Annotated in this window: 22 protein-coding genes; 9 read left to right on the top strand and 13 right to left on the bottom strand. The window is 46.9% G+C overall.

Translation table 11 applies throughout. The features are described 5' to 3' along the window. Positions 1–6: 6 nt before the first annotated feature. Complete coding sequence (locus LEPBO_RS0128360) at positions 7–2,211, top strand: sensor histidine kinase (protein ID WP_017290979.1); 2,205 nt, start codon at positions 7–9, stop codon at positions 2,209–2,211. A gap of 379 nt (positions 2,212–2,590) precedes the next feature. Here LEPBO_RS0128360 and aroC read toward each other — a convergent pair whose 3' ends face one another. Continuing rightward, positions 2,591–3,670 carry a chorismate synthase gene (gene aroC, locus LEPBO_RS0128355; protein WP_017290978.1) on the bottom strand — a complete coding sequence of 360 codons (1,080 nt, stop codon included), beginning with the start codon at positions 3,668–3,670 and terminating at the stop codon, positions 2,591–2,593. Between the two features lie 113 nt (positions 3,671–3,783). On the opposite strand from aroC, the gene LEPBO_RS0128350 reads away from it, so the two are divergent. After that, positions 3,784–4,308 (top strand): alpha/beta hydrolase, encoded by a 525-nt coding sequence (locus LEPBO_RS0128350; protein ID WP_017290977.1) that lies wholly within the window; start codon positions 3,784–3,786, stop codon positions 4,306–4,308. 52 nt (positions 4,309–4,360) lie between these two features. Here the strand turns inward: LEPBO_RS0128350 and LEPBO_RS0128345 are convergent, their stop codons facing one another. From LEPBO_RS0128345 to LEPBO_RS0128330, 4 genes are all read right to left on the bottom strand, one after another. Continuing rightward, on the bottom strand, positions 4,361–4,552 hold the full coding sequence (locus tag LEPBO_RS0128345) for a hypothetical protein (RefSeq protein ID WP_017290976.1): 192 nt from the start codon (positions 4,550–4,552) through the stop codon (positions 4,361–4,363). A 98-nt stretch (positions 4,553–4,650) separates the two neighbouring features. Further along, on the bottom strand, positions 4,651–5,250 hold the full coding sequence (locus tag LEPBO_RS0128340; RefSeq protein WP_017290975.1) for a low-complexity tail membrane protein: 600 nt from the start codon (positions 5,248–5,250) through the stop codon (positions 4,651–4,653). A 131-nt stretch (positions 5,251–5,381) separates the two neighbouring features. Continuing rightward, positions 5,382–5,600 carry a hypothetical protein gene (locus LEPBO_RS0128335; protein ID WP_017290974.1) on the bottom strand — a complete coding sequence of 73 codons (219 nt, stop codon included), beginning with the start codon at positions 5,598–5,600 and terminating at the stop codon, positions 5,382–5,384. A gap of 663 nt (positions 5,601–6,263) precedes the next feature. Continuing rightward, positions 6,264–7,427, bottom strand: coding sequence for a GuaB3 family IMP dehydrogenase-related protein (locus LEPBO_RS0128330; protein ID WP_017290973.1), 1,164 nt, complete (start codon positions 7,425–7,427; stop codon positions 6,264–6,266). A gap of 258 nt (positions 7,428–7,685) precedes the next feature. Between LEPBO_RS0128330 and LEPBO_RS0128320 the strand changes: the two genes are divergently transcribed. The 6 genes from LEPBO_RS0128320 (at position 7,686) to LEPBO_RS38530 (ending at position 13,866) form a co-directional block, all read left to right on the top strand. Then, on the top strand, positions 7,686–8,204 hold the full coding sequence (locus tag LEPBO_RS0128320) for a Ycf51 family protein (RefSeq protein WP_017290971.1): 519 nt from the start codon (positions 7,686–7,688) through the stop codon (positions 8,202–8,204). Positions 8,205–8,226: 22 nt separating this feature from the next. Then, the gene (locus tag LEPBO_RS0128315) at positions 8,227–9,390 is read left to right on the top strand and encodes an iron-containing alcohol dehydrogenase family protein (protein ID WP_017290970.1); all 1,164 of its coding nucleotides are present in this window, start codon (positions 8,227–8,229) and stop codon (positions 9,388–9,390) included. 335 nt (positions 9,391–9,725) lie between these two features. Then, on the top strand, positions 9,726–9,929 hold the full coding sequence (locus LEPBO_RS0128310) for a phage integrase N-terminal SAM-like domain-containing protein (protein ID WP_017290969.1): 204 nt from the start codon (positions 9,726–9,728) through the stop codon (positions 9,927–9,929). A gap of 99 nt (positions 9,930–10,028) precedes the next feature. Next, the gene (locus LEPBO_RS0128305) at positions 10,029–10,826 is read left to right on the top strand and encodes a Uma2 family endonuclease (protein WP_017290968.1); all 798 of its coding nucleotides are present in this window, start codon (positions 10,029–10,031) and stop codon (positions 10,824–10,826) included. A gap of 98 nt (positions 10,827–10,924) precedes the next feature. Continuing rightward, a complete protein-coding gene (locus LEPBO_RS0128300; RefSeq protein WP_017290967.1) occupies positions 10,925–12,109 on the top strand; it encodes an aspartate aminotransferase in 1,185 nt (394 codons plus the stop codon). An 80-nt stretch (positions 12,110–12,189) separates the two neighbouring features. After that, on the top strand, positions 12,190–13,866 hold the full coding sequence (locus tag LEPBO_RS38530) for an alpha/beta hydrolase (RefSeq protein WP_017290966.1): 1,677 nt from the start codon (positions 12,190–12,192) through the stop codon (positions 13,864–13,866). A 156-nt stretch (positions 13,867–14,022) separates the two neighbouring features. On the opposite strand, the gene LEPBO_RS0128290 is transcribed toward LEPBO_RS38530, so the two are convergent. Continuing rightward, positions 14,023–15,102, bottom strand: coding sequence for an alkene reductase (locus tag LEPBO_RS0128290; RefSeq protein ID WP_026148986.1), 1,080 nt, complete (start codon positions 15,100–15,102; stop codon positions 14,023–14,025). Positions 15,103–15,569: 467 nt separating this feature from the next. Between LEPBO_RS0128290 and LEPBO_RS0128285 the strand changes: the two genes are divergently transcribed. Continuing rightward, complete coding sequence (locus tag LEPBO_RS0128285; protein WP_017290964.1) at positions 15,570–17,270, top strand: NAD(P)H-quinone oxidoreductase subunit 4; 1,701 nt, start codon at positions 15,570–15,572, stop codon at positions 17,268–17,270. Between the two features lie 13 nt (positions 17,271–17,283). Here the strand turns inward: LEPBO_RS0128285 and LEPBO_RS0128280 are convergent, their stop codons facing one another. The 7 genes from LEPBO_RS0128280 to LEPBO_RS0128250 all read right to left on the bottom strand — a co-directional run bounded on the left by LEPBO_RS0128280 (position 17,284) and on the right by LEPBO_RS0128250 (position 21,440). Continuing rightward, a complete protein-coding gene (locus LEPBO_RS0128280) occupies positions 17,284–17,526 on the bottom strand; it encodes a hypothetical protein (RefSeq protein ID WP_017290963.1) in 243 nt (80 codons plus the stop codon). 37 nt (positions 17,527–17,563) lie between these two features. Then, a complete protein-coding gene (locus tag LEPBO_RS0128275; protein WP_017290962.1) occupies positions 17,564–17,935 on the bottom strand; it encodes a hypothetical protein in 372 nt (123 codons plus the stop codon). Further along, positions 17,932–18,207 (bottom strand): hypothetical protein, encoded by a 276-nt coding sequence (locus LEPBO_RS0128270; protein ID WP_017290961.1) that lies wholly within the window; start codon positions 18,205–18,207, stop codon positions 17,932–17,934. Before LEPBO_RS0128270 ends, LEPBO_RS0128275 begins: the two co-directional genes overlap by 4 nt. Positions 18,208–18,336: 129 nt before the next feature. After that, the gene (locus tag LEPBO_RS43050; protein ID WP_017290960.1) at positions 18,337–18,513 is read right to left on the bottom strand and encodes a hypothetical protein; all 177 of its coding nucleotides are present in this window, start codon (positions 18,511–18,513) and stop codon (positions 18,337–18,339) included. Positions 18,514–18,564: 51 nt separating this feature from the next. Continuing rightward, positions 18,565–19,773 (bottom strand): WD40 repeat domain-containing protein, encoded by a 1,209-nt coding sequence (locus LEPBO_RS0128260; RefSeq protein ID WP_017290959.1) that lies wholly within the window; start codon positions 19,771–19,773, stop codon positions 18,565–18,567. Positions 19,774–19,940: 167 nt separating this feature from the next. After that, on the bottom strand, positions 19,941–20,591 hold the full coding sequence (locus LEPBO_RS0128255; protein ID WP_017290958.1) for a response regulator transcription factor: 651 nt from the start codon (positions 20,589–20,591) through the stop codon (positions 19,941–19,943). 435 nt (positions 20,592–21,026) lie between these two features. Beyond that, positions 21,027–21,440, bottom strand: a complete 414-nt coding sequence (locus LEPBO_RS0128250; RefSeq protein ID WP_017290957.1) for a (2Fe-2S) ferredoxin domain-containing protein — start codon at positions 21,438–21,440, stop codon at positions 21,027–21,029. Positions 21,441–21,471 lie beyond the last annotated feature (31 nt).

Raw genomic sequence — 21,471 nt, 5'->3', positions numbered from 1 at the left:
AACACGGTGAATCACTTTGTCCTCGGTAGTTTAGCACTCTTCTTTCTCATCGCTCTTTCTCGGTATGTTACGCAGGCAAGAATCCTGCGGCAGCAGACCGATCGAGAGCGATTAGTCAATCAGATTGCTCAGCATATCCGTGAATCTCTGAATCTCGATGAGGTGCTAAGTCGAACAGTTGAGGAAGTTCAACGCTTTTTGAACGCCGATCGAGTCCTCATCTATCGGCTTTGGGATGATGGGACAGGTTGTACGATTCACGAAACCGTCTTACCGCCTTATCCCAAGATTCTAGGACAAGGGTTTCCAGAAGAAGTGTTTCCCCAAGAGTACCATCAGGCTTACTCTTGGGGGAAAATTCGGGCGATTACGGATGTTGAGCAAGCAGATGTAGAACCTTGTTTAGCAGAATTTGTTCGGCAGTTTGGGGTGCAAGCAAAGTTAGTTGTCCCCATTCTGCAAAAGCATCGTGAGCCTCTCGAACGACCCTATCTTTGGGGACTGTTGATTGCTCATCACTGTCGGAGTCCTCGCCAATGGAAACATTGGGAAGTGGAATTGATGAAGCAACTTGCGACTCAAGTTGCGATCGCGATTCAACAATCCGAACTCTATAACCAACTTCAGCAGCTAAATTCTGATCTAGAACAACGAGTTCAGCAACGCACCGCAGAACTAGCAGCAGCGAATGTTTCTTTAAGAGCAGAAATCATCGAGCGACAACGCACCGAACTCGCTTTACGTCATACGAACGATACCTTACAAGCTTTAGTTACTGCTTCGCCCCGTGCCATTTTGATGCTCGATCGAGTCGGGCATGTGCAGATTTGGAATCCAGCCGCCGAGCAGATGTTTGGTTGGACTGAAGCAGAAGTACTCGGTCATCCGAGTCCCATTCGTCTCGATGATCCGTTAGAAGGAGAGACGAGCTTACAAAAGAGCGTACTAGAAGGTCAAACACACCCAAGAGTCGAACTCTGTCGGCATCGCAAAGATGGAACCGCGCTCGACATTATTTTCTCGGCTGCACCGCTGCAAGATAGTCATGGACAGATCAGCGGGATGGTTGCTGTGATTGCTGATATTACTGAGCAAAAGCAACGAGCAGAACAATTACGACTCTTACAGTCAGTCGTTGTGAATACGAATGATGCAGTGATCATTACTGAAGCTCAACCGATTGATGACCCAGGCCCTCGCATTCTCTATGTGAACGAAGCTTTTACGCGCATTACAGGCTACGAGGCAGCAGAAGTTTTAGGAAAAACGCCTCGAATTCTGCAAGGAGCAAAGACCGATCGCGCTGAACTGCAAAAAATCCGCAATGCACTCGATCGATGGGAATCTGTCACCGTAGAAGTGATTAACTATCGGAAAGATGGCTCAGAATTTTGGAATGAATTTAGCTTAGTCCCTGTTGCCGATGCTCAGGGTTGGTATACCCATTGGATTGCAGTTCAGCGCGATACGACTGCTCGAAAACGAGCCGATGAGATTCGATTAGCACTAGAGCGTGAGAAAGAACTAAATCTCCTAAAAACTCGCTTTTTCTCAATGGCATCTCATGAGTTTCGCACTCCATTGAGTACTGCTTTAGCCGCTGCTCAAGTGTTAGAAACCTCTCAGGTTGAATGGAATCAGACTGAAAAACGATTACGCAATCTGCATCGAATTCAAGATTCCGTCAAGAATATGGTGCAATTGCTAGATGACATTCTCACCATTAACCGCGCTGAAGCCGGAAACTTAGTGTTTCATCCCAAAGCACTCTGTTTAGACCAGTATTGTCATCAGTTTGTTGAGGAGATGCAGCTCAGTGCAGGAAATCAGCATCGTCTGACGTTTACTTGTCAGGGAACACCTTGCTCGATCGAGCTAGATGAGAAGTTAATGCATTCTGTCTTGTCCAATCTGCTATCGAATGCGATCAAGTACTCTCCAAAAGGCGGAACTGTCAGGCTAGCATTAGAATTTCAATCGGATGCAGTACTTCTCAGCGTTGAAGATGAAGGCATTGGCATTGCTCCAGAAGATCAGCGACGACTCGTTGAACCCTTTTATCGCGGTAAGAATGTAGGCTCGATTCCAGGCACGGGTTTAGGTTTAGTCGTTGTTCAAAAATGTGTGGACTTACATCAAGGAACAATGCAGATTACGAGTACCCCTGGAAAAGGCACGACTTGCGTAGTGAAGCTACCATTACAGCGCTGACTAGGAATACTCAATTAGTCTAAGTAGGAAGGTGCAATGAATTGCAACATAGTCGCTTCGTTGCTCACCCGCCCTGAACTGGAAGTTCGGGCTAACGGTGCGAAGTGGGTTGAAACCCACTGAAGAAGAGATTGTCATTAGCTTTCAGTCCCTTTAGTGGACTTCGCACAGTTAGTCCCGAATTCATTCCGGGACGGGTGAGCAACGAAGCGAGAAAACTCGCTAAACTGATACTGATGTTGAATTCCGCTCATCTACTTATTGGCTCATCACAATCAATCTAGCAGGGAGATAGGGAAATGGAGGGATCTGAATCTGGGTTCTCCCTACTCCCCACTCCCCACTCTGCAAAATTCATGCAGTTAACGACTCCATCACCCTAGCCACATTGCCCGCGCTGTCTCAGCAAGTGATCACACAGCACCAATGCAACCATCGCCTCCACCATCGGAACCGCACGCGGCAACACACAAGGATCATGTCTTCCCTTCGCTGCTAACGTCACAGCTTCACCCGTATTCGTCACGGTTTTCTGTTCTTTGCGAATCGTTGCCGTCGGCTTAAATGCAACTCGAATAACGATATTTTCACCATTGGAGATGCCACCTTGCACACCGCCCGATCGATTGGTCACTGTCCGCAGTCGTCCCGACTCATCGGTATAAAATTCGTCATTATGTTCGCTTCCGGTCATTCTCGTTCCCGCAAAGCCTGAACCGATCTCAAAGCCTTTCGTCGCTGGAAGTGACATCACGGCTTTTGCCAAATCCGCCTCTAGCTTGTCAAACACAGGCTCCCCTAATCCCATCGGAACTTGCCGCGCCACACATTCGACAACTCCACCGATCGAGTCTCCTTGCCCGCCCGTTTTCTGAATCAAATCGATCATTGCTTCTGCACAATCGGGATCAGGACAGCGAACAATATTGCTTTCAACTTGGTCTAAGGTGACGGTATTCGGATCAATAGCTGCTTCAAGGTCTTTAATTTGTTTGACATAAGCTACGATTTCAACGCCGGATTGCTGCAAGATTTTTTTCGCGATCGCACCCGCTGCGACTCGTCCAATCGTTTCTCTCGCAGAAGATCTTCCCCCGCCCGCGACGGCTCGAATCCCATATTTTGCATCGTAAGTTGCATCGGCATGTGACGGGCGATACTTGACTGCCATTTCGGTATAGTCTTGCGATCGCTGATCTTTATTCCGCACCATAATCGCGATCGGCGTTCCCAACGTTTTGCCATCGACGATGCCGGATAGAATCTCACAGTGATCCGCTTCATTTCGAGGCGTTGTAATCTTGCTCTGACCGGGACGACGGCGATCAAGCTCGACTTGGATCTCCTCCGCAGAAATCTCAATCAGGGGCGGACAGCCATCAATCACAACCCCGACTCCCCCACCATGCGATTCGCCAAACGTACTAATCCGAAATAAATGCCCAAACGTGCTGCCCATGTGATCTCTATTGATTGCGTAGGATGTCGATCGTAGCGGAAAAAAGTACTCTAAGGAACACTTCAGAATCCTTGGGATTCTAAAAATTGGAGCTATCTATAATGATTTCCACAATGTCGAAAATCCTACAATCCTGTCTCACCCTTGGAGCCGTGCTGCTGCTGAGCAAATCTGCGATCGCAGCAGAGCGAGTTATTTTCAGATACAAAATTTTGCAAGAATCCGTTTCTGTGCCAGAGCTCGCCACCTTCGCAGAGACGGGACAAGCTTCACCTGATTTACAAACTTATTTCCGTCTCTCGGGTCAAAAGCCAGAAACGGTGCGTCAGACCCTCACTCGCCCGATTAAGGTGAATCCAATTGTGCTCGATCGCGTTCTGAATAGCCCAGTTGGCAATACGGTACTCGACCAATTAGGTAAAGCGATTCAAACTCCAAAAGGTGGAGCAGAACGGCAAGCACTTCGGGGTGCTCTGGCAGTTTCAGCCAGTGATGGAAGATTAACCGTTTTGGAAATTTTGCAGAATTATCCGACGCAGGAAGTCGTTGTCGATGGCGATCGCATTGAAGAGGCGTATCGTCAATTGAATCAATTTGTCGATCGTGTACGCAATCCGCTCGATCGATTGCTGCGCTAAATAAAATAGCCGAACTAACCTTAGCTCGGCTTTCAATGAACACCATTGAAAATTAATAAGCTAACGTTTCAAGCGTTTCACGCAAATACTGATGAACTAGCGCATCTAGATCTTGACTTTGGGACGTCCGATCCAGTTGCCAGCTTTGAAACCCTGAACTTTCAGAGATCGCAAGCTTCAAGCTTTCCCACATTTGGGAATCGCTCAATTCGGCTGCATCAGCGGGATAGGAGGAGTTAGCCATAAAATACCTTTGTGTGAGAGAGCAAGACTGATTAGCATAACTATTCCAGAATAACGTACTCACCAAAAACGTCTGTGCTGTTGAAGACATTTTCGGGATCAAGTCGATTTCGGAACGTCCAGCGGCGGCACGATTTGATTCACCGGAATTCCAAATACGAGAAATCGTTTGGCAACTTGATCGACTGGAATCGGTTCAAGCTGCATGACATCTGCATCACTCGATGCCATGACGAGAAAAACACTGAAGGGAACCTGCACAAACAAATTGCTGGCAAGAAAGCCGATCGCGGCAACAATTAAGCCCAATCCATGAGACGAAATCGGGGTGATCGCTTCTGCAACGGGCGCGATCGCATAAATCCATCTCAGAATCAGCACCAACACTAACGCGACTAAGCCAATCCCGATCGGACTTCGCCGCACCAGAAACAGCGCTAATAGTTTTCGTTGCAATTCACTCAACCGCTCCGGCCGCAATGCCACGAAGAGCAGACTAAAAATACAGAAGGGTTTTTGAGACTGCATCCATGCGATCGGCGCAATTCCCGCGATCGCAACGAGTCCAATTTCTAACCAAGGCGGCAAAATCGGATCACCGGCGGCAAATCCCAAGAGGCAAATCAGCAACGACAGCGGCAGTGCCGCAATTCCTGCAAGGTGAATCCACAAATACGGATCAGACCAGAACGATCGCATAAGCCAATGTCGGAGGCAATAACTGAATTAGTATATCGTTCCGAGGAAACTGCAAAAAACAAAGGATAGAAATCGAAAAGCTAGACTTCGCTTTTGTTTCCTATCCTTTATTTTTCGACTGAACTACGAGCTTATGAAATGGTCACGACAGCCTGATCGGTACGTTGTTGCTTGAGTGCTTGAAGCTGTTTGAGGAGGGAATCAGCCTCAGCTTGCAAATCTTGCAGCTTTTCTTGTTGGTCGGCTCCATAGAGAAGTTTTAGTTTCTCTAGGGAAGGATTCGATGCACCTGTCTGAGGTTCACAGACTGCTGTGTTACTAAACTGTCCGTTTGAAGCGTTAGATTTCATATCGTTAGTGATTTGTACTTACTCACACCACCAGAATATCTTAACCTGAACTTTACAGAAGTTTGTATTCTGGTATTCATTTCTATGACGATATCAGATTTTTCCAGTTCCGGCGAAATTGTCAAGAGGTTCAATAGATTTGAAGATGATATACCGCTGTATTGTACGCTACGGATGACGATCGTTTTTCTCAATTTCGGACATTTACATAGACTAAAGAGTTGTAAAAGGTAGTGAGAATTACCCCTGGGATCAGAGATAGTGTTCATAATTAGGCATTGAAAATTGAAGCCACCAAACTGTGATATTCACAACTCGTCTTCATTTCTCTCGCAAATATCTAATATGTTCGGTACGCCCTGCGGATCACCATCTCGCTATTCGGATCAGACAAGCTCAGCGATCGACGATACTCCCGTCTGTCTCAGCGTCAGGAATGGGTTTAAAAATAAGGAACCGCCTAAACCGAAGTTCAGGCGGAGTGTGGTGTGAGGAGTGAACGGAAACATGCGTCTCCGCTACCCTCATTGTAGACGACAGAATCTGTTTTACCAGGCAATCTTGCAACTCCTGGTAAAACTCTTAAAGAATTGATCAAAAGATTATCGAAGCGTTCGCAATCCTTAAATAAAACTCAGGAATCATACCGCTTTTCGACTGCTTCTATTTGCCCATGCCTAACTGTTGAGCTTTCTGATAGACCTTGCCTTCAGTTAACAATGAAGGCGCAATCACCACCTCAACTTGCTGCATTTCCTTGATATCTTTCGCGCCTAACGTACCCATACTGGTTTGCAGTGCGCCCAGTAAATTGTGCGTCCCATCATCTAATTGAGCAGGTCCACGCAGAATTTGTTCCAAGGTTCCCGTCGTTCCGACTCGAATCCGAGTTCCTCTCGGCAAGACTGGACTCGGTGTTGCCATACCCCAGTGGAATCCTCGACCTGGGGCTTCTTGAGCACGCGCAAACGGCGAGCCAATCATCACTGCATCCGCACCGCACGCAATACATTTACAGATATCACCGCCAGTAATCAGACCTCCGTCCGCAATCACAGGCACATACTTACCCGTTTCACGCTGGAAATCATCGCGGGCAGCCGCACAGTCTGCAACCGCAGTTGCTTGCGGTACACCGACTCCCAACACGCCTCTCGACGTACAGGCTGCACCCGGTCCAATTCCAACTAGAACGGCTGCGGCTCCAGCTTTCATCAAATTCAGGGTCACTTCATAGGTCACACAGTTTCCGAGAATCACCGGGATCGGCATTTCTTCACAGAATTTCGCCAGATCTAAAGGTGCGATCGATTCAGGAGACAAATGCGCAGTCGAAACCACCGTTGCCTGAATGAAGAACAAATCCGCACCCGCTTTCGCTGCGATCATGCCAAATTGACTTGCGCCTGCTGGAGTCGCGCTGACTGCTGCAATGCCACCTTGCGACTTAATTTCTTGAATGCGCTTTTCGATCAGTTCGGGCTTGATCGGTTGAGAGTAGAGTTCTTGCATTAAAGGCACAAACTCAGTCGGTCCTACTGATGCAATGCGATCGAGAATTGGGTTCGGGTCTTCGTAACGCGTTTGAACCCCTTCTAAATTGATGACACCTAATGCTCCAAGCTGAGAGAGTTTGACTGCCATGCCCACATCGACAACGCCATCCATTGCAGAGGCGATGATGGGAATCTCGCGCTCAATGCCGCCGATCGTCCAACGCGTATCGGCTAATTTCGGATCTAGTGTCCGGTTCCCCGGAGAAAGGGCAATTTCATCGAACCCGTAAGCTCTGCGAGCCGTTTTACCTCTACCGATTTGAATATCCACGCCAATGTTCCCCAAGAACTAATTGGATAAGAGTATCAAATTTCAATCCGAATTGTGTGAGAAAAGCCAACGGAAAAATGATCAGGTAGCTGACAATACTGTTTCTTCTTTCCATTAATGTTGTGGCGCTTTCTTGATCAATTCGATTTTCTTGTTCCAAGTCTCTGAAGCGACACGGTTGGAAACGCTCGTATTTGAGGTGAGAGACGGTAAGATTGGCTCTAGTACTTCCCACATATCCTTTTGCCTTTTTGATCCATGTTTGACACTGCTCAGTTAATTCAAAATGCTCAGTACCTCGGAATTGCCACGATCGCATTCGGCGTTTTAGCGATCGTCGCTTTTCTCTTCAAATGGGGAATTCGATTCCGCTTAGTTGGAGTCACCGGATTTATGGCAGTGCTCACCGGAGGCATTTTTGCACTCAGCTTGGGATTGTATACTCGTCCGCAAATTCCAGACTCGATCCATTATTCACGCGTATTTGATGCAGGAGCGGCGCAAGTCGTGATCACTGTACCGCCAACTGTGACCGAATCTCAAATTGAAGCGACGTTGAAACAAGCTGCGATCGACATTTTCTCTCCGGGTCGCTTATCTCAAGGTTCTGATCAAATGACGATTCGCTTGCGGACAGTTTTGCATCCAGAACCGGGAGTTTCGCAACCTTTATATTTAGGTGAAGTTCGGCGATCCCTTGCCATCCGCGAAGATGAAAACGCTACGATCAAGTTGTATCGTGAAAGCTTGGCACAACTGCCCAAGCCAGCCGCTTAACGTTTGTTTCTCATCTCTGAACATGCCTAAATTGAATCCGATTGTTTCGTTGTCGATCGCACCTGCTCAAGTTGTTCGCGGGTTTAATGCGATCGAACAAGTTGGGGATCTGATTGCGCGCCTCGGTTCTCGTCCTTTGATGATTGGAGGAGATCGATCGCTAGATGTCGTCAAATCTCGGTTCAAGTCTGTTTTCAAATCTCACTCGCTCAGTGCTGAGAAAGCTTCTTATGGCAAGGATTGTAGTGAGAAGACTTTGGCGAATTTGAAGGCAGCCGTTGCGGATCATCAGGCTGATTTGATTATTGGAGTGGGCGGTGGAAAAGCACTGGATACTGCGAAATTAGTCGCGTATCAGTGCAATTTACCGATCGTGACGATTCCTACGTCTGCTGCAACTTGTGCGGCTTGGACTGCTCTCTCAAATGTTTATTCCGACCAACATGCGTTTCTCTATGATGTTGCGTTAGCGCGGTGTCCGGATCTGCTGGTGCTCGATTACGATTTGGTCGCGACTGCACCGCAGAGAACGTTGGTTGCAGGTATTGGAGATGCGATCGCGAAATGGTATGAAGCTTCGGTTAGTAGCGGTCATTCTGACAAGACGTTGCTGATTGCCGCAGTTCAACAAGCGCGAGTGTTGAGAGACATCTTGTTCCAGAAGTCTCAAGCTGCATTGCTGAATCCTTTGGGATCAGATTGGCAGGAAGTAGTAGATGCGTCGGTATTAATGGCAGGTGTGATTGGCGGAATCGGTGGGGCACAATGCCGAACCGTTGCGGCTCATGCGGTTCATAACGGGCTGACTCATTTACTAGAAAGCCATCATGCACTGCATGGCGAGAAAGTTGCTTTTGGCATTTTGGTACAGCTTCGACTCGAAGAGATGCTACAAGGAAATGTACTAGCAGCATCTTCTCGACAGCAATTGTTGAAGTTTTACGATGAGATTGGTTTGCCGAAGACTTTGGCAGATTTGGGATTAGCTGAAGTAACGATCGCGCAACTTCACCAGGCAGCGGAAGTAGCTTGTTCAGAGAACTCTGACATTCATCGATTACCGTTTAGTGTCGCTCCGAGTCAGCTAATGGCAGCAATGGTTTCGACGACGGCTCCTGATTCGACGATGCGAACTGAGATTGAAGAGATTCAGCGATCGTGCGACAGAGGCGAGATTGTGCAGTAAGAACGATCTCACGTTGAAATGAGGTTGATTGAGTTGTTACCAAGTACAGCCGGATCAACCTCTGTATGAAAAAGAAAACTTCTGCCGCACCCCGCATAAGTTCAATGTAGAGCATATTGAGAGTAACTAACTATTATTTGGACTGAATTTTTCTGCCTAAGATCCCAATTTGGGCTACTTAGCCAGAATCTTTCCGCCTAAGTCCGAATCAAGCTACTTAGCCCGACACGATTTCCGCATAATACCCCTCGACAGAGATCTTAGGCGGAAACTTTCCGTATTTCTTCCAAAAGAGAACCTGTTCCTGTCTGCCTAAGATCCTGAATAACAGAATTATGGAGTTAGGATTTGCCCTAATGGAGCCACGCCCCAGAAAACTGCTCGAACAAGTCTCTGACCTGTTGCGGGTGAAGCATTATTCCTATCGCACTGAACAAACTTATATTCAATGGATTCGTCGCTGTATCCTGTTCCACAACAAGACCCATCCCAAAGATATGGGAAGTCCAAATTTTGTAGGATTTTTGTATGTGGTGTAAGGAGCGATCGAGTACACTCTTTGCGATCGCTCCTCGAATAACTTCTCACGCTAGAACAAAGATTCGACGATAATAGAGTATCGAGTTTGGTCGCTGCCCATGACTCAGCAATTGATCAATACGGATGAAATCGTCACCGAGCTAGACATTAGCCATTTGACGATCGAGGATGATACGCCCGTGGACAACCTGCAATCTGAGAAACAACAACGGTTATTGGTGGAACCGCTTTACAGTTCCAGACCAATTCCGGCACCGTTTCTCGCCGCAGCAAATGTCGGACTGTTCTACATTCTCAAAGGCGATCCGATCGTGCCAGACATGATGCTGAGTCTCGGAGTGCAATGCGCGGACGATTTTTCGCAAAGGGAAAATCGCGCTTATTTTGTTTGGGAATTCGGCAAACTCCCAGAAGTTTGTATTGAAATTGTCTCGAATAAAGAGGGCGACGAACTGACGTTGAGTTCTAAGTCGAAGCAGAAGGGAAAAACGACTGCCAAAAAAGACTTGTATGCCCAAATTCGCATTCCTTACTATGTCGTGTTTGATCCCTTGCGCCAGATTCAGACAAAAACTGACATGAATACAGCCCTGTTGCGGGTGTGGTCGAATTCAGCAGGTCGTTATACAGAGTTAACTCCTGCCCAAGGAATTAGCGATGTCGGGCAGATGGTGTGGCTAGAAGAAGTGGGATTAGGACTGACGCTCTGGTCAGGACAATTTGAAGAAGACATCACGCGAGTCTGGTTGCGCTGGTGCTCTCGCGATGGACAAGTCATTCCCACAGGTGCAGAACGAGCGGAGACGGAACGATTACGAGCGGAGACGGAACGGCAGCGAGCAGAACGACTCGCAGAAAAATTGCGATCGCTAGGAGTTGATCCAGATCAAATCTAAGTAAGCCTCGTAAATCCGCATATGTTGGAGGGGTTGAATCTGCGGTAGAATAGCCAACTCAGCCATACAAAATGTCGTCCTGACTCCGTTTCAATCCCATGAATTTGCCCTGGATTTCTCCTGCCGATCGCTTAACCAAGCTTCCTCAGTATGTGTTTGCACGTCTCGATGAGCTAAAAGCCAATGCCAGAGCGCAAGGCGTTGATTTAATCGATTTAGGAATGGGAAATCCAGATGGGGCGACTCCAGCCCCGATCGTCGAATCTGCGATCGCAGCCATTCAAGACCGCAAACATCACGGTTATCCTCCCTTTGAGGGCACTGCGAATTTTCGCAAAGCGATTACCAATTGGTATCAGCGCCGATATGGAGTCGTGCTCGATTCCGAGGGAGAAGCGTTGCCCCTGTTAGGCTCAAAAGAAGGCTTGACTCATTTAGCACTCGCCTATCTTGATCCGGGAGATGTTGTCCTCGTTCCTAGTCCTTCTTATCCGCCCCATTTTCGCGGGCCCTTGATTGCGGGTGCGACACTCTATCCGCTCATGCTCAAAGCTGAGCAGGATTGGTTGATTGATCTGGGTGCAATTCCCGATGAAGTCGCTCAGAGAGCGAAAATTCTGTACTTTAACTATCCGAGTAATCCAACCACGGCAACAGCTCCACGCGAATTCTTTGAAGAGATTGTGGCATTTGCCAAGAAGCATGAGATTTTGCTTGTCCACGATCAAGCTTATGCAGAATTGGCATTTGATGGCTATCAGCCCACGAGCTTGCTCGAAATTCCAGGCGCGAAAGAGATTGGAGTCGAGTTCCACACGCTGTCTAAAACCTACAATATGGCAGGTTGGCGAGTTGGGTTTGTCGTCGGGAATCGTCAGGTGATTCAAGGCTTGCGAACCTTGAAGACGAATCTTGACTATGGAATTTTCTCAGCGATTCAGACTGCGGCAGAAACCGCGTTGAATTTGCCCGATCATTATTTGGTCGAAGTTCAAGAACGCTATCGCACCCGCCGAGATTTTCTGATTGCAGGCTTAGCTGAATTAGGCTGGTCTGTTCCGAAACCGAGTGCAACGATGTATCTCTGGATTCCTTGCCCACCCGGTATGGGATCAACCGATTTTGCGCTGTCCGTGCTGCAAAAAACTGGAGTCGTTGTTACTCCGGGGAATGCATTTGGCGCAGGCGGAGAAGGCTATGTGCGAATTAGTTTGATTGCAGAATGCGATCGCTTAGGGGAAGCCCTAAACCGATTAAAACAAGCCAATATCCGATTCGCTTAAGAGAAATCAAATTTTCCCAGTAGAACCGCGATCTGACGGTATCATATTCGACGAATTGATACAGGCAAAAGGACATTCTCATGGGTCATCATCTACTCACGATCGAGCAATTTGCAGACGAAGGAATTCGGTTTCCAGGATATATCGTGAGTAGTACTGCACCGATTAATGTCGAAGACAAAGAAGAAATTACAGTTGCAAGAGATCCCAACGAAGTCTTAAAAGAAATTGCAGATTATCTCAAACAGCATGAAGGCAATGCTGAGATTTTAATCGCCATTCACGGTTATAACTCTAGCCCATCTGGTTCAAGATGGTGGTACGAAGAAACGCGAAAATACATTGGCAGAAATTTTGACGCGCAAGTTTCTCCGGGATTTGTTGTGATTGGATATCGCTGGCCTTCTGAGCAGGTTTTGCCAAATACAGGCAGTTGGATTAAGAATGTTCAAAAATTGACGAAATTTCTTCGTATCGCTTTTAGGGCACTGCCGAAACCTTTAGCGTTGGCTGGAATTTTTGGGATGTCGATCTGGGCAATTGGCGCAGTTTTGAACACGGCGATCGCAATTTTTAAAGTCATCAACGATTTAACCATTCTGATTGCTTCCTCCGTTGTCCTCACAATTTCACTGTTGATCCTTGTCGTTATTCTGACTGTTTTTGTACTGCGCGTCTCTGGTTATTTTCGAGACACGTATCGCGCAGCAAATTATGGAGTTGCTGATTTAGTTGAATTTATTCGTCAGTTAGATAAGCAGATTGTTTCTCAATCTCCGACGGACAATCTGAGGCAAAACTATGAGTTTTGGGAACAGGAAGAAAATAACGATCGCCGAATTCGGTTGCATTTTATCGGTCACAGCATGGGCGCGTATGTTGTGACGAATACGGTGAAAATATTGTCAGATGTTTTCGATCGTAGATCGATCGGAAATTTAGAAGTCACAGACAAAGAGAAGTGCCCTTCTTCTAATATTGGCAATGTTTTTCGCTTAGGACGATTAGTCTTGGTCGCGCCTGACATCTCATCAGAATCTATTATCTCAGGACGAGGCAATCCTTTACGATCGTCGCTGCGCCGCTTTGATGAAGCCTATCTCTTTAGCAATGAAGGCGATATGGTTCTGAAGATTGCTTCAACCGCAGCTAATTATTTTAGCTTTCCGGCGAATACGCGCGATGGTGGCTATCGATTGGGCAATGTTTTAGTCAAATCTCCAAATGCCACCGTCGAAAAAATGGGAATTGTCAATTTAGATGATCAAGGAATTCTGATTCCGTTCAAGAGTGAAGAGTTTCTCAATTGTCTTTATTTGCACGAAGGTGTTCCACTTTCAGCCCGTCAAAAAGAAGTTGGAGTAGAAAACGAGCGGTTTATTGCTGAGCTTTTCACATACTTTGATTGCACCGACTACAAAGAAAATGGCAAAGGAATCGTGAGCAAGGCGTTAGGAAAATCGTTTTTAAGCTTTTGGGATTATGTGACTCTCATTTTCTCAGGAATTGATGGACATGGTGGCTTTTTGTACAATTCTGATGCGCATTTTTGTCGTCAAATTATCTATGGGTTGAGCAGTCTTGGATTTGAGAAATTTCTCGCCACGATCGATCCCAATCAAGGAGATCGCCGATATCTACTCAAGCTCTTTTCTCAACACTGCCAAGCAAAAGGCATACAGGTTTTACTAGCAAATGAGCGATACGATGTCAGCATTTTGAAATTTTGGGAAAAGGGGAATCGTCAGGGATATTAAAGAACCTATATTTTCGATGCGAGCTTACTAGCTAATGCCCCGCTTGAGCGGCAGCAGATCGACTTAAACGATAAACGAAAAGACTTCCAACTGCCCGCTCCAACGATTTTTAGCCTGCTTCTTCGCGTTTAGCGAATCAACTCGCCACACCGCGACTCAAGCCGCAACCAAATACGGATAATCTGTATATCCTTGCGCTCCAGATGAATAGAACTTGCTCGGATCTGGAGGATTCAGCGGCGCATTTTGAGCAAAGCGATTCGGCAGATCAGGATTAGCTAAAAACGAGGTTCCAAAGGCGATCGCATCTAATTGACCATTGGCGATCGCAGATTCCGCTTCTTCTGCCGTATATCCTGTATTGCCAATTAAGACGCTGTTGTAAGCGGCACGAATCGGAGTCATTACGTCACCTTGTTGCTCACCCAGAAAATCAGCCCGCATCACATGCAGATAGGCAAGGTTGTAATCATTGAGACGAGTCGCTAACCAAGTAAACGTGCCGATCGGGTCACTATCTTTCATGCTGTTGTAGCTATTGAGCGGCGAGAGTCTTAACCCAACGCGATCGCTGCCCCAAACGTCGATCGTCGCCTCTAGCACTTCGAGCATCAAACGGGCACGATTCTCGACCGAACCGCCATAAGCACCACTCCGTTGATTACTCCCATCGCGCAGGAATTCATCCAGTAAGTAACCATTTGCGCCGTGAATTTCGACTCCATCGAATCCAGCAGTTTTCGCATTTTCAGCAGCAGACCGAAACCCTGCAATAATCGTCGGAATTTCGTCATCCTCTAGCGCCCGAGGAGTGGCATAAGGAACTTTACCCTGCGGCGCATGAAATTCGTCGTTTGTAATCGGAATTGCACTGGGAGCCACTGGAATTGCACCGTTATTTAACAACGGGTGACAAGCTCGCCCCCCATGCCAGAGCTGAAGAACAATCCGACCTCCTTTGGCGTGAACGGCATCGGTGACTTGTTTCCATCCGGCAACCTGAGCATCATTGTGAATTCCTGGGTCAGCGCCAAATGCAGAACAACCGGGCATGACAGCGGTCGCTTCTGCAATGATCAATCCAGCACTGGCACGTTGACTGTAATACTCTGCCATCAATGGAGTGGGAACATGATCTTGATCTGCACGGCAGCGGGTTAGAGGAGCCATGAGGATTCGGTTTGGCAGCTTTAAAGCACCGACTTGCAGAGCGGAAAAAAGGTGAGATAGTGACATGAAACAACAATCAAAGTTGAGGATGCGATTAGTCTAGCTCATTGGATTAGTGAGCAAAAGTAGCTAATGTCTGATTGAGAGCAGGCTAAGAATATGACTTGGAAACGATACGAAACAGAATCGCTTTAGTCTTATTGCTGCCCCAGAATGAAGTTTCGGGGCTAATGTGCGCAACCATCAGATGTAGCTAGCTTCTGCTCAAAATAGCCTCCTTCAAAGTTCCAGTGCATTGCGATCTATCCCTAAACCGCAGATTGGTCAAAAGGGTCTATAGGTGTACCTTGATGAAACACCATTTGCCAACCTGATGAATCTAACCGCCAAGAAGAGACTGTGCCATTTCTACACTAGATACATCTGAATACATAGTGCTAAGTCCATGACAAATTAGCAAAGGAGTGATAGATGATGAGTCTCACAGTTGCGTAAGATATTCTTAACTCAACGGATAAGCATTTATTCCTATTATGATCGAACAATTCCCGTGGCTGACCGTGATCGTCCTACTGCCGTTGGTAGCCGCGTTGCTCATTCCTTTGATCCCTAATAAAAGCGGCAAGACTGTCCGCTGGTATGCTTTGGGGGTTGGCATGGCTGATTTTGTCCTGATGTCCTATGCCTTTTGGCAGCATTACGACGCGAGCCAAGCGACATTTCAACTGGCAGAAAAGGTGGTTTGGTTACCGCAGTTGGGCTTGAGTTGGGCGCTGTCGGTGGATGGTATTTCGGCTCCGCTCGTGCTGTTAGCGGGGTTTGTGACGACGCTGTCGATGTTTTCCGCCTGGCAGGTGGATCGGCGATCGCGCCTGTTCTACGCCCTGATGTTGGTTCTATATGCTGCCCAAGTGGGGGTGTTCGTGGCCCAAGATCTGATGCTGTTCTTCATCATGTGGGAAGTGGAACTGGTTCCGGTCTATTTGCTGGTGTGCATTTGGGGCGGACAAAATCGGGGCTATGCAGCGACGAAGTTCTTGATGTATACGGCGCTGGCTTCGATATTCATTTTGGTGGCAGCCCTGGGGATGGGATTCTATGGGGATACGCTCACCTTTGATATTGCTGAACTCGGGTTAAGGGAGTTTCCCTTAGGGCTGGAATTGTTTTTGTATGCTGGACTGCTGGTGGCGTTTGGGGTCAAATTGGCGATTTTCCCCTTTCATACTTGGCTGGCGGACACCCACGGCGAAGCTTCTTCTCCAGTCTCGATGATTTTGGCAGGAGTATTACTGAAAATGGGGGGGTATGGGCTGATCCGGTTGAACATGGAACTGTTGCCGCATGCCCATGTGTATTTTGCGCCAGTGTTGGTGATTTTAGGAGTGGTTAATATCGTCTATGGGGCGCTAAACTCCTTTGCACAGACCAATATGAAACGGCGGTTAGCCTATTCTTCAATTTCTCATATGGGGTTTGTGCTGCTGGGGATTGCTTCCTATAGTGATTTGGGTGTAAGTGGGGCGATGCTGCAAATGCTCTCCCACGGGTTGATTGCGTCAGTGTTATTTTTCTTGGCAGGCGTGACCTACGATCGCACTCGCACGATGATGATGAATCAGTTGGGTGGGTTGGGGGAAGCGATGCCCGCGGTGTTTGCTCTGTTCACGATTGGAACAATGGCATCTTTGGCTTTGCCTGGGATGAGTGGATTTGCCGGAGAGCTGGAGGTTTTTGTCGGCTTGGCTACAACGGACATCTATAGTTCGACCTTTCGCTGGGTGACCGTTTTCCTGGCAGCAGTGGGGTTGATTCTGACACCGATCTATCTGCTGTCGATGGTGCGGCAGGTGTTTCATGGAGCCAGTGCTGATCAAATGTGTGACTTAGTGCCTGCTTGTGATCTGAATGATCTAGATTTGAAGGCTCAGGGCAACCAAGAGGCGAACTGTTTTGGGACAGACTGTGTGTTACCAGAGCAGGCAGAGTTTAAGGATGCGAATCTCCGGGAGATTTTTATTGCGGTTTGTTTTCTGGGGTTGATTATTACGATCGGGTGTTATCCCAAGGTGGCGACCCAGATGTATGACGTGAAAACGGTGGCGGTCAATACCCAGGTGCGGGCAGCCTATCATGAGGTCTTTCCAGATGCGTTGCAGCCCTTGGCGCAAGGGCAAGGGAGTCCTACGATCGCAGAAGCTCAATCTGCAAATGTCTGGAGTGTTGTCAAATAAGGGTCTTTGCATCCTACCCAAGCTGCGCGATCGTTATTTTGTCCGCATTCGGATGTGGTTCTGCGATCGCGCTTCGCGGGTAACGAAAGCATCGCTGATATACTTCCCAATGCTCCCATAGAGCTTGATTAACTTCTGGGTTTGCGATCGCACGGACTTTCCGTTGAGCAGCCTGAATCAGGGTAAGAACTTCAGTAAGTTGAACGGCGACAAATAGACTAGAAACGAAGTGAGAAGACTCTGTTCGCCGTTCCAACGACTGGTAGACTGTGCCACAGCGGAGAGAATTTCAATTACGTCATGGCTTCAATCTTCACGATGCCGCCCTCAACTGCTTCAATTTGAAGCTTAGATCCATACAGTAGACTCATGCCTACAAGTGGTTCTGCTTCTGATGCTGCCACATCCACAACTTGATACTGTCCATGCCAAATGACAGAAGCACGATACATATCAAAAAGCACTTCACTACCATCGCCTAACGTTGCGAAATCACGAAATATCCAGGGCAATTCCAGTGATTCAATCAGAGATAATGGAAGCGACAAGAATCCAGTAAACCCTGTATCAATCACCGCCTGAATCATTTGCTGACGGGCTTTGGTATGACCTACGACTACTGGAATGATCGCTTCACAACTTTGATTCACGAAGCCTTGCATCATACCGACTTCTTCAGGCTCCGCGAACCAAACCGATAAACGGTACGATGTCCAATCCGAATCACCCAAGGTTGGGCATCGGGTACACGTTCATAAAGACGATCGGTAGCTTCGATCGTATTATCAGCAACTTCAAAGGCTCCAGTTTCAATGTCGATCGCTACGATTCTGCCGTAATTGCCTTCTTCGACTTGCGATCGTACCTGAGTCTCGTAAATCTCATTGCCAAGACGAGCATATTCTTCTTTAGGATAGCGGGGTTGTCGAACTGTCATCGTCTTGACCTCGTTTCAACTTAATGCCTGCATTTTAACTTAACCCCCGCTCCCAAAGCAGCAAGACTGTTTTATCGCCTTGGAGTCAAAAGTTAAACGCCTCTCCTACTGTTAATGATTTCTTGATCGTTATTTTGTCCGCATTCGGATGTGGTTATGCGATCGCGCTTCGCGGGTACCGAAGGCATCGCTGATATATTTCCCATGCTTCAATAGAGCTTGAACAACTCCTGGGTTCGCGATCGCACGGACTTTCCGTTGAGCAGCTTGAATCAGAGTAAGAACTTCAGTAAATTGAGGCTGCAAAGTTTTTTTTATAGATTGTCAACTCCCCCAATTTGCGATCGCTTTAAATTTCTATTCATCAAACAATCCATAAATTTTGATTGTATCGTCTGCGTAATAACTCACGACCCATTCTCGATCAGAACTGAGACAAATAGCCTTCACGGGTGATGTGTTTCCTGGCAACGAGAAGATTTTCTGATTGAGATCTAGATCCCAAAGAATAATTTCATTCACATCATTGGAATAAGCAAGCACCTTTCCATCAGGAGTCATAGCAGTCGGGGAGCATCCTGAAAAAGAGTAAATAATCTGATCAGTCATGACATCCCAGACTTTTACTAAATTTTCTCGAATACCACTGACAATACATGTTCCTTCTGGCGTAATCGCGATTCCATCAGCTAACCAATGAGGTGATGTCTCAAATTCGCAGAGTACTTCACCCGTTTGTAGATTCCATAATCTGTGTAAGTCTTGATCAGCACGAGCAAAGTGCGTGTAATTCTGACTAAGCAGTAAAGAACCATTTGGGCTAATCATTAGCTTAGAGATATTGGAGAAGACTGCATTGGGCTGCCATTGAAGACTATGAATGATTCGCTCTGCTTGTATATCCCATACTGCAATGAGTCCTAATGGGGTGGAACCGAGTTCTCCACAAGCTACTATCGCTCCATTGTGACTCATAACCAGAGAGCCAATATCTGAATTTGATCTATGTTCGCCTGCTGAGTCAGGATGCAACATAAGCGGATGCTTCGTCTCCCAACTTTTCAAAACCTCAATGATGTGCTGAAAGTGCCCAACAATGATCGTCCCATCCTGCCCTGTTGCCATATGTTCATGTGCAAAAGACAAGGTATGAGTCAATTTACCTGTTTGCAAATCCCAAATATTGATGGATTGATACGCATACCCTTTAATCTCTCGGCTATGACAGTTACTCAGAAGTGATTTTCTACCCATGCTAATTGCAAAATAATTTGGTTCCCTCTCACTGCTGCCTACAATAGTGTGCAGGCACAGCATTCGTGCATAAGGCAGATAATTTCTCAATACTTGTTTGGCAGACACTTCATTGGTCTCAGTCAGTAACCAGTAAGCGACCTCTCTGACTTCCCGTGCTGATTCATTTAAAGCCTGAGTTAGCAAAGCTATACCTTCATCAGACTCAAAGGCATTTAAAAGGGCATCAATTTGTTGCTCTACGTTACAGGTCACACTTAAATTTTGAAGCTTTACAAAATAAACAGGAGTTTCATTCTGACCTGAAATCAAAACAGTCTAAACAATGGTTAGACTGACCCTTTCCATCTAGTCATCCGACCTGGGACGTTAGCCCGAAAATGGTCAACTTCACGCGATTAGACCAAACGGTAAATACAAAAAACAGCAAAAAGGACGATCGACAAAACTTCGATCGCCCTTCGCTAAATTGGTCATACCTACGCCATGCTATTTTCGATCGCCCAACGTGCTAACTCAGTACGATTATGCAATCCGGTCTTACCGAGCATATTACTGACGTGACTCTCGATCGTTCTCTGGCTCACATTCAACTCTTCGGCAATCTCACGGTTCGCCATCCCGCGCGCCACAAACTGAACCACCCTTAACTCAGTCGGCGTTAATTCCACATCAAACGGAACTTGAATCTTCGGCGCATTTTCGCCGCCCTTCGCATCCTTATGTTGAATCAACCGCGACGCTTGCTTGAGAGAAGACTCCACCTGCGCCACAAGTTCTTCTGGCTCAAATGGCTTCACCATATACACATCTGCGCCAATATTCAGACCCTTCACCCGATCCTGGCTTTGACCCTTCGCGGACAAGAACAACACTGGAATCCAGCTTGTTTTGGGATCTTGACGAATATTGCTCACGAGTTGATAGCCGTCCATTTCCGGCATCATCACATCGCAAATGATCATATCTGGCACATCTTGTTCCAGGACTTCCAGCGCTTCCCGCCCATTTTCTGCGGTGACGACTTCATATCCCCGGAACTCCAGATAATCTTTAACCAACAGAATTAGGTTAGGGTCATCATCAATCAGCAGTAATCGTCTGTGATTCCCTGAACTGGTTTCCTTCATGCTGTGCTACTCGCTCTGCCTGAATCTAAATCAACGTTTACACAAATCAACTTCATGACTAAGCTTTTCCACGGAATCTGAGAGTTCAGCTTCACGCATCAGGCTCAAATGTACTTGTAATGTACTCGTGGTGTACTTACGTTCCTGGACTACCCATTCATGAGTTAAACTCACAAACTGGAAGAATCCAGATTTTTATCTATAGGTCACGTGCCATTATATCCGACTCGTCAAGAAGTTAAACTTTTTTCAGTTCGAGTTTCAAGATCCTCGAACACCGAGAATTTACCTATCCTCATCTATTAGCTTCAAACGCGTTTTTGTAATGTTTAAACAAAGACAAAAGTTACGAGGGAGTCATAGGTTTTGAGGATCGCAAAGTGTAAATTTACCTGGGCTTCATTGATTTCACTCGATTAGAGAATGATTTGCATTTTAGTTAGAAACAATACGATCGACTTCTTTTTCTAAATCGTTTTTCACGCTCGGAAGCGGATGCGTCAAAAATGCAAACTCCTCGACAATTTGATTACCAATCAAATGTTCTTGAATAATCCGTTCGATGACTTCAGGAGTGGCGGAATGATACCAAACCCCATCGGGATACACAACAAGAATGGGCCCGCGATCGCAGACTCTCAGACAGTTGGCTTTCGTGCGAAAGATACAGCCCGCATCCTGAGTAGGCTTGTCGAGCTTGAGTTCTTGGAGTCTTTTCTTGAGATAATTCCATGATTCAATGCTCGCAGCTTTGTCACAGCACAGCGGTTTTGTCTGGTCGGCACAAATAAAGACATGACGCTCAATGCGATCGAGTCCCAACGTCTGCACACAAGTTGAAAATGTCATACACAAGGCGATCTAGGGAGTTGTCTTCATT

This window comes from Leptolyngbya boryana PCC 6306 (assembly GCF_000353285.1).
Lineage (GTDB): Bacteria > Cyanobacteriota > Cyanobacteriia > Leptolyngbyales > Leptolyngbyaceae > Leptolyngbya > Leptolyngbya boryana.
The sequence above is the reverse complement of the archived record's forward strand: the minus strand, read 5'-3'. Positions and strand labels throughout refer to the sequence as shown.

Bases quoted from the DNA above. Each gene is read 5' to 3' on its own strand.
- aroC (WP_017290978.1), bottom strand. From the start codon at position 3,670: ATGGGCAGCACGTTTGGGCATTTATTTCGGATTAGTACGTTTGGCGAA.
- LEPBO_RS0128350 (WP_017290977.1), top strand. From the start codon at position 3,784: ATGTCGAAAATCCTACAATCCTGTCTCACCCTTGGAGCCGTGCTGCTG.
- LEPBO_RS0128345 (WP_017290976.1), bottom strand. From the start codon at position 4,552: ATGGCTAACTCCTCCTATCCCGCTGATGCAGCCGAATTGAGCGATTCC.
- LEPBO_RS0128340 (WP_017290975.1), bottom strand. From the start codon at position 5,250: ATGCGATCGTTCTGGTCTGATCCGTATTTGTGGATTCACCTTGCAGGA.
- LEPBO_RS0128335 (WP_017290974.1), bottom strand. From the start codon at position 5,600: ATGAAATCTAACGCTTCAAACGGACAGTTTAGTAACACAGCAGTCTGT.
- LEPBO_RS0128320 (WP_017290971.1), top strand. From the start codon at position 7,686: ATGTTTGACACTGCTCAGTTAATTCAAAATGCTCAGTACCTCGGAATT.
- LEPBO_RS0128315 (WP_017290970.1), top strand. From the start codon at position 8,227: ATGCCTAAATTGAATCCGATTGTTTCGTTGTCGATCGCACCTGCTCAA.
- LEPBO_RS0128310 (WP_017290969.1), top strand. From the start codon at position 9,726: ATGGAGTTAGGATTTGCCCTAATGGAGCCACGCCCCAGAAAACTGCTC.
- LEPBO_RS0128305 (WP_017290968.1), top strand. From the start codon at position 10,029: ATGACTCAGCAATTGATCAATACGGATGAAATCGTCACCGAGCTAGAC.
- LEPBO_RS0128300 (WP_017290967.1), top strand. From the start codon at position 10,925: ATGAATTTGCCCTGGATTTCTCCTGCCGATCGCTTAACCAAGCTTCCT.
- LEPBO_RS38530 (WP_017290966.1), top strand. From the start codon at position 12,190: ATGGGTCATCATCTACTCACGATCGAGCAATTTGCAGACGAAGGAATT.
- LEPBO_RS0128290 (WP_026148986.1), bottom strand. From the start codon at position 15,102: ATGTCACTATCTCACCTTTTTTCCGCTCTGCAAGTCGGTGCTTTAAAG.
- LEPBO_RS0128285 (WP_017290964.1), top strand. From the start codon at position 15,570: ATGATCGAACAATTCCCGTGGCTGACCGTGATCGTCCTACTGCCGTTG.
- LEPBO_RS0128275 (WP_017290962.1), bottom strand. From the start codon at position 17,935: ATGATGCAAGGCTTCGTGAATCAAAGTTGTGAAGCGATCATTCCAGTA.
- LEPBO_RS0128270 (WP_017290961.1), bottom strand. From the start codon at position 18,207: ATGACAGTTCGACAACCCCGCTATCCTAAAGAAGAATATGCTCGTCTT.
- LEPBO_RS0128255 (WP_017290958.1), bottom strand. From the start codon at position 20,591: ATGAAGGAAACCAGTTCAGGGAATCACAGACGATTACTGCTGATTGAT.
- LEPBO_RS0128250 (WP_017290957.1), bottom strand. From the start codon at position 21,440: ATGACATTTTCAACTTGTGTGCAGACGTTGGGACTCGATCGCATTGAG.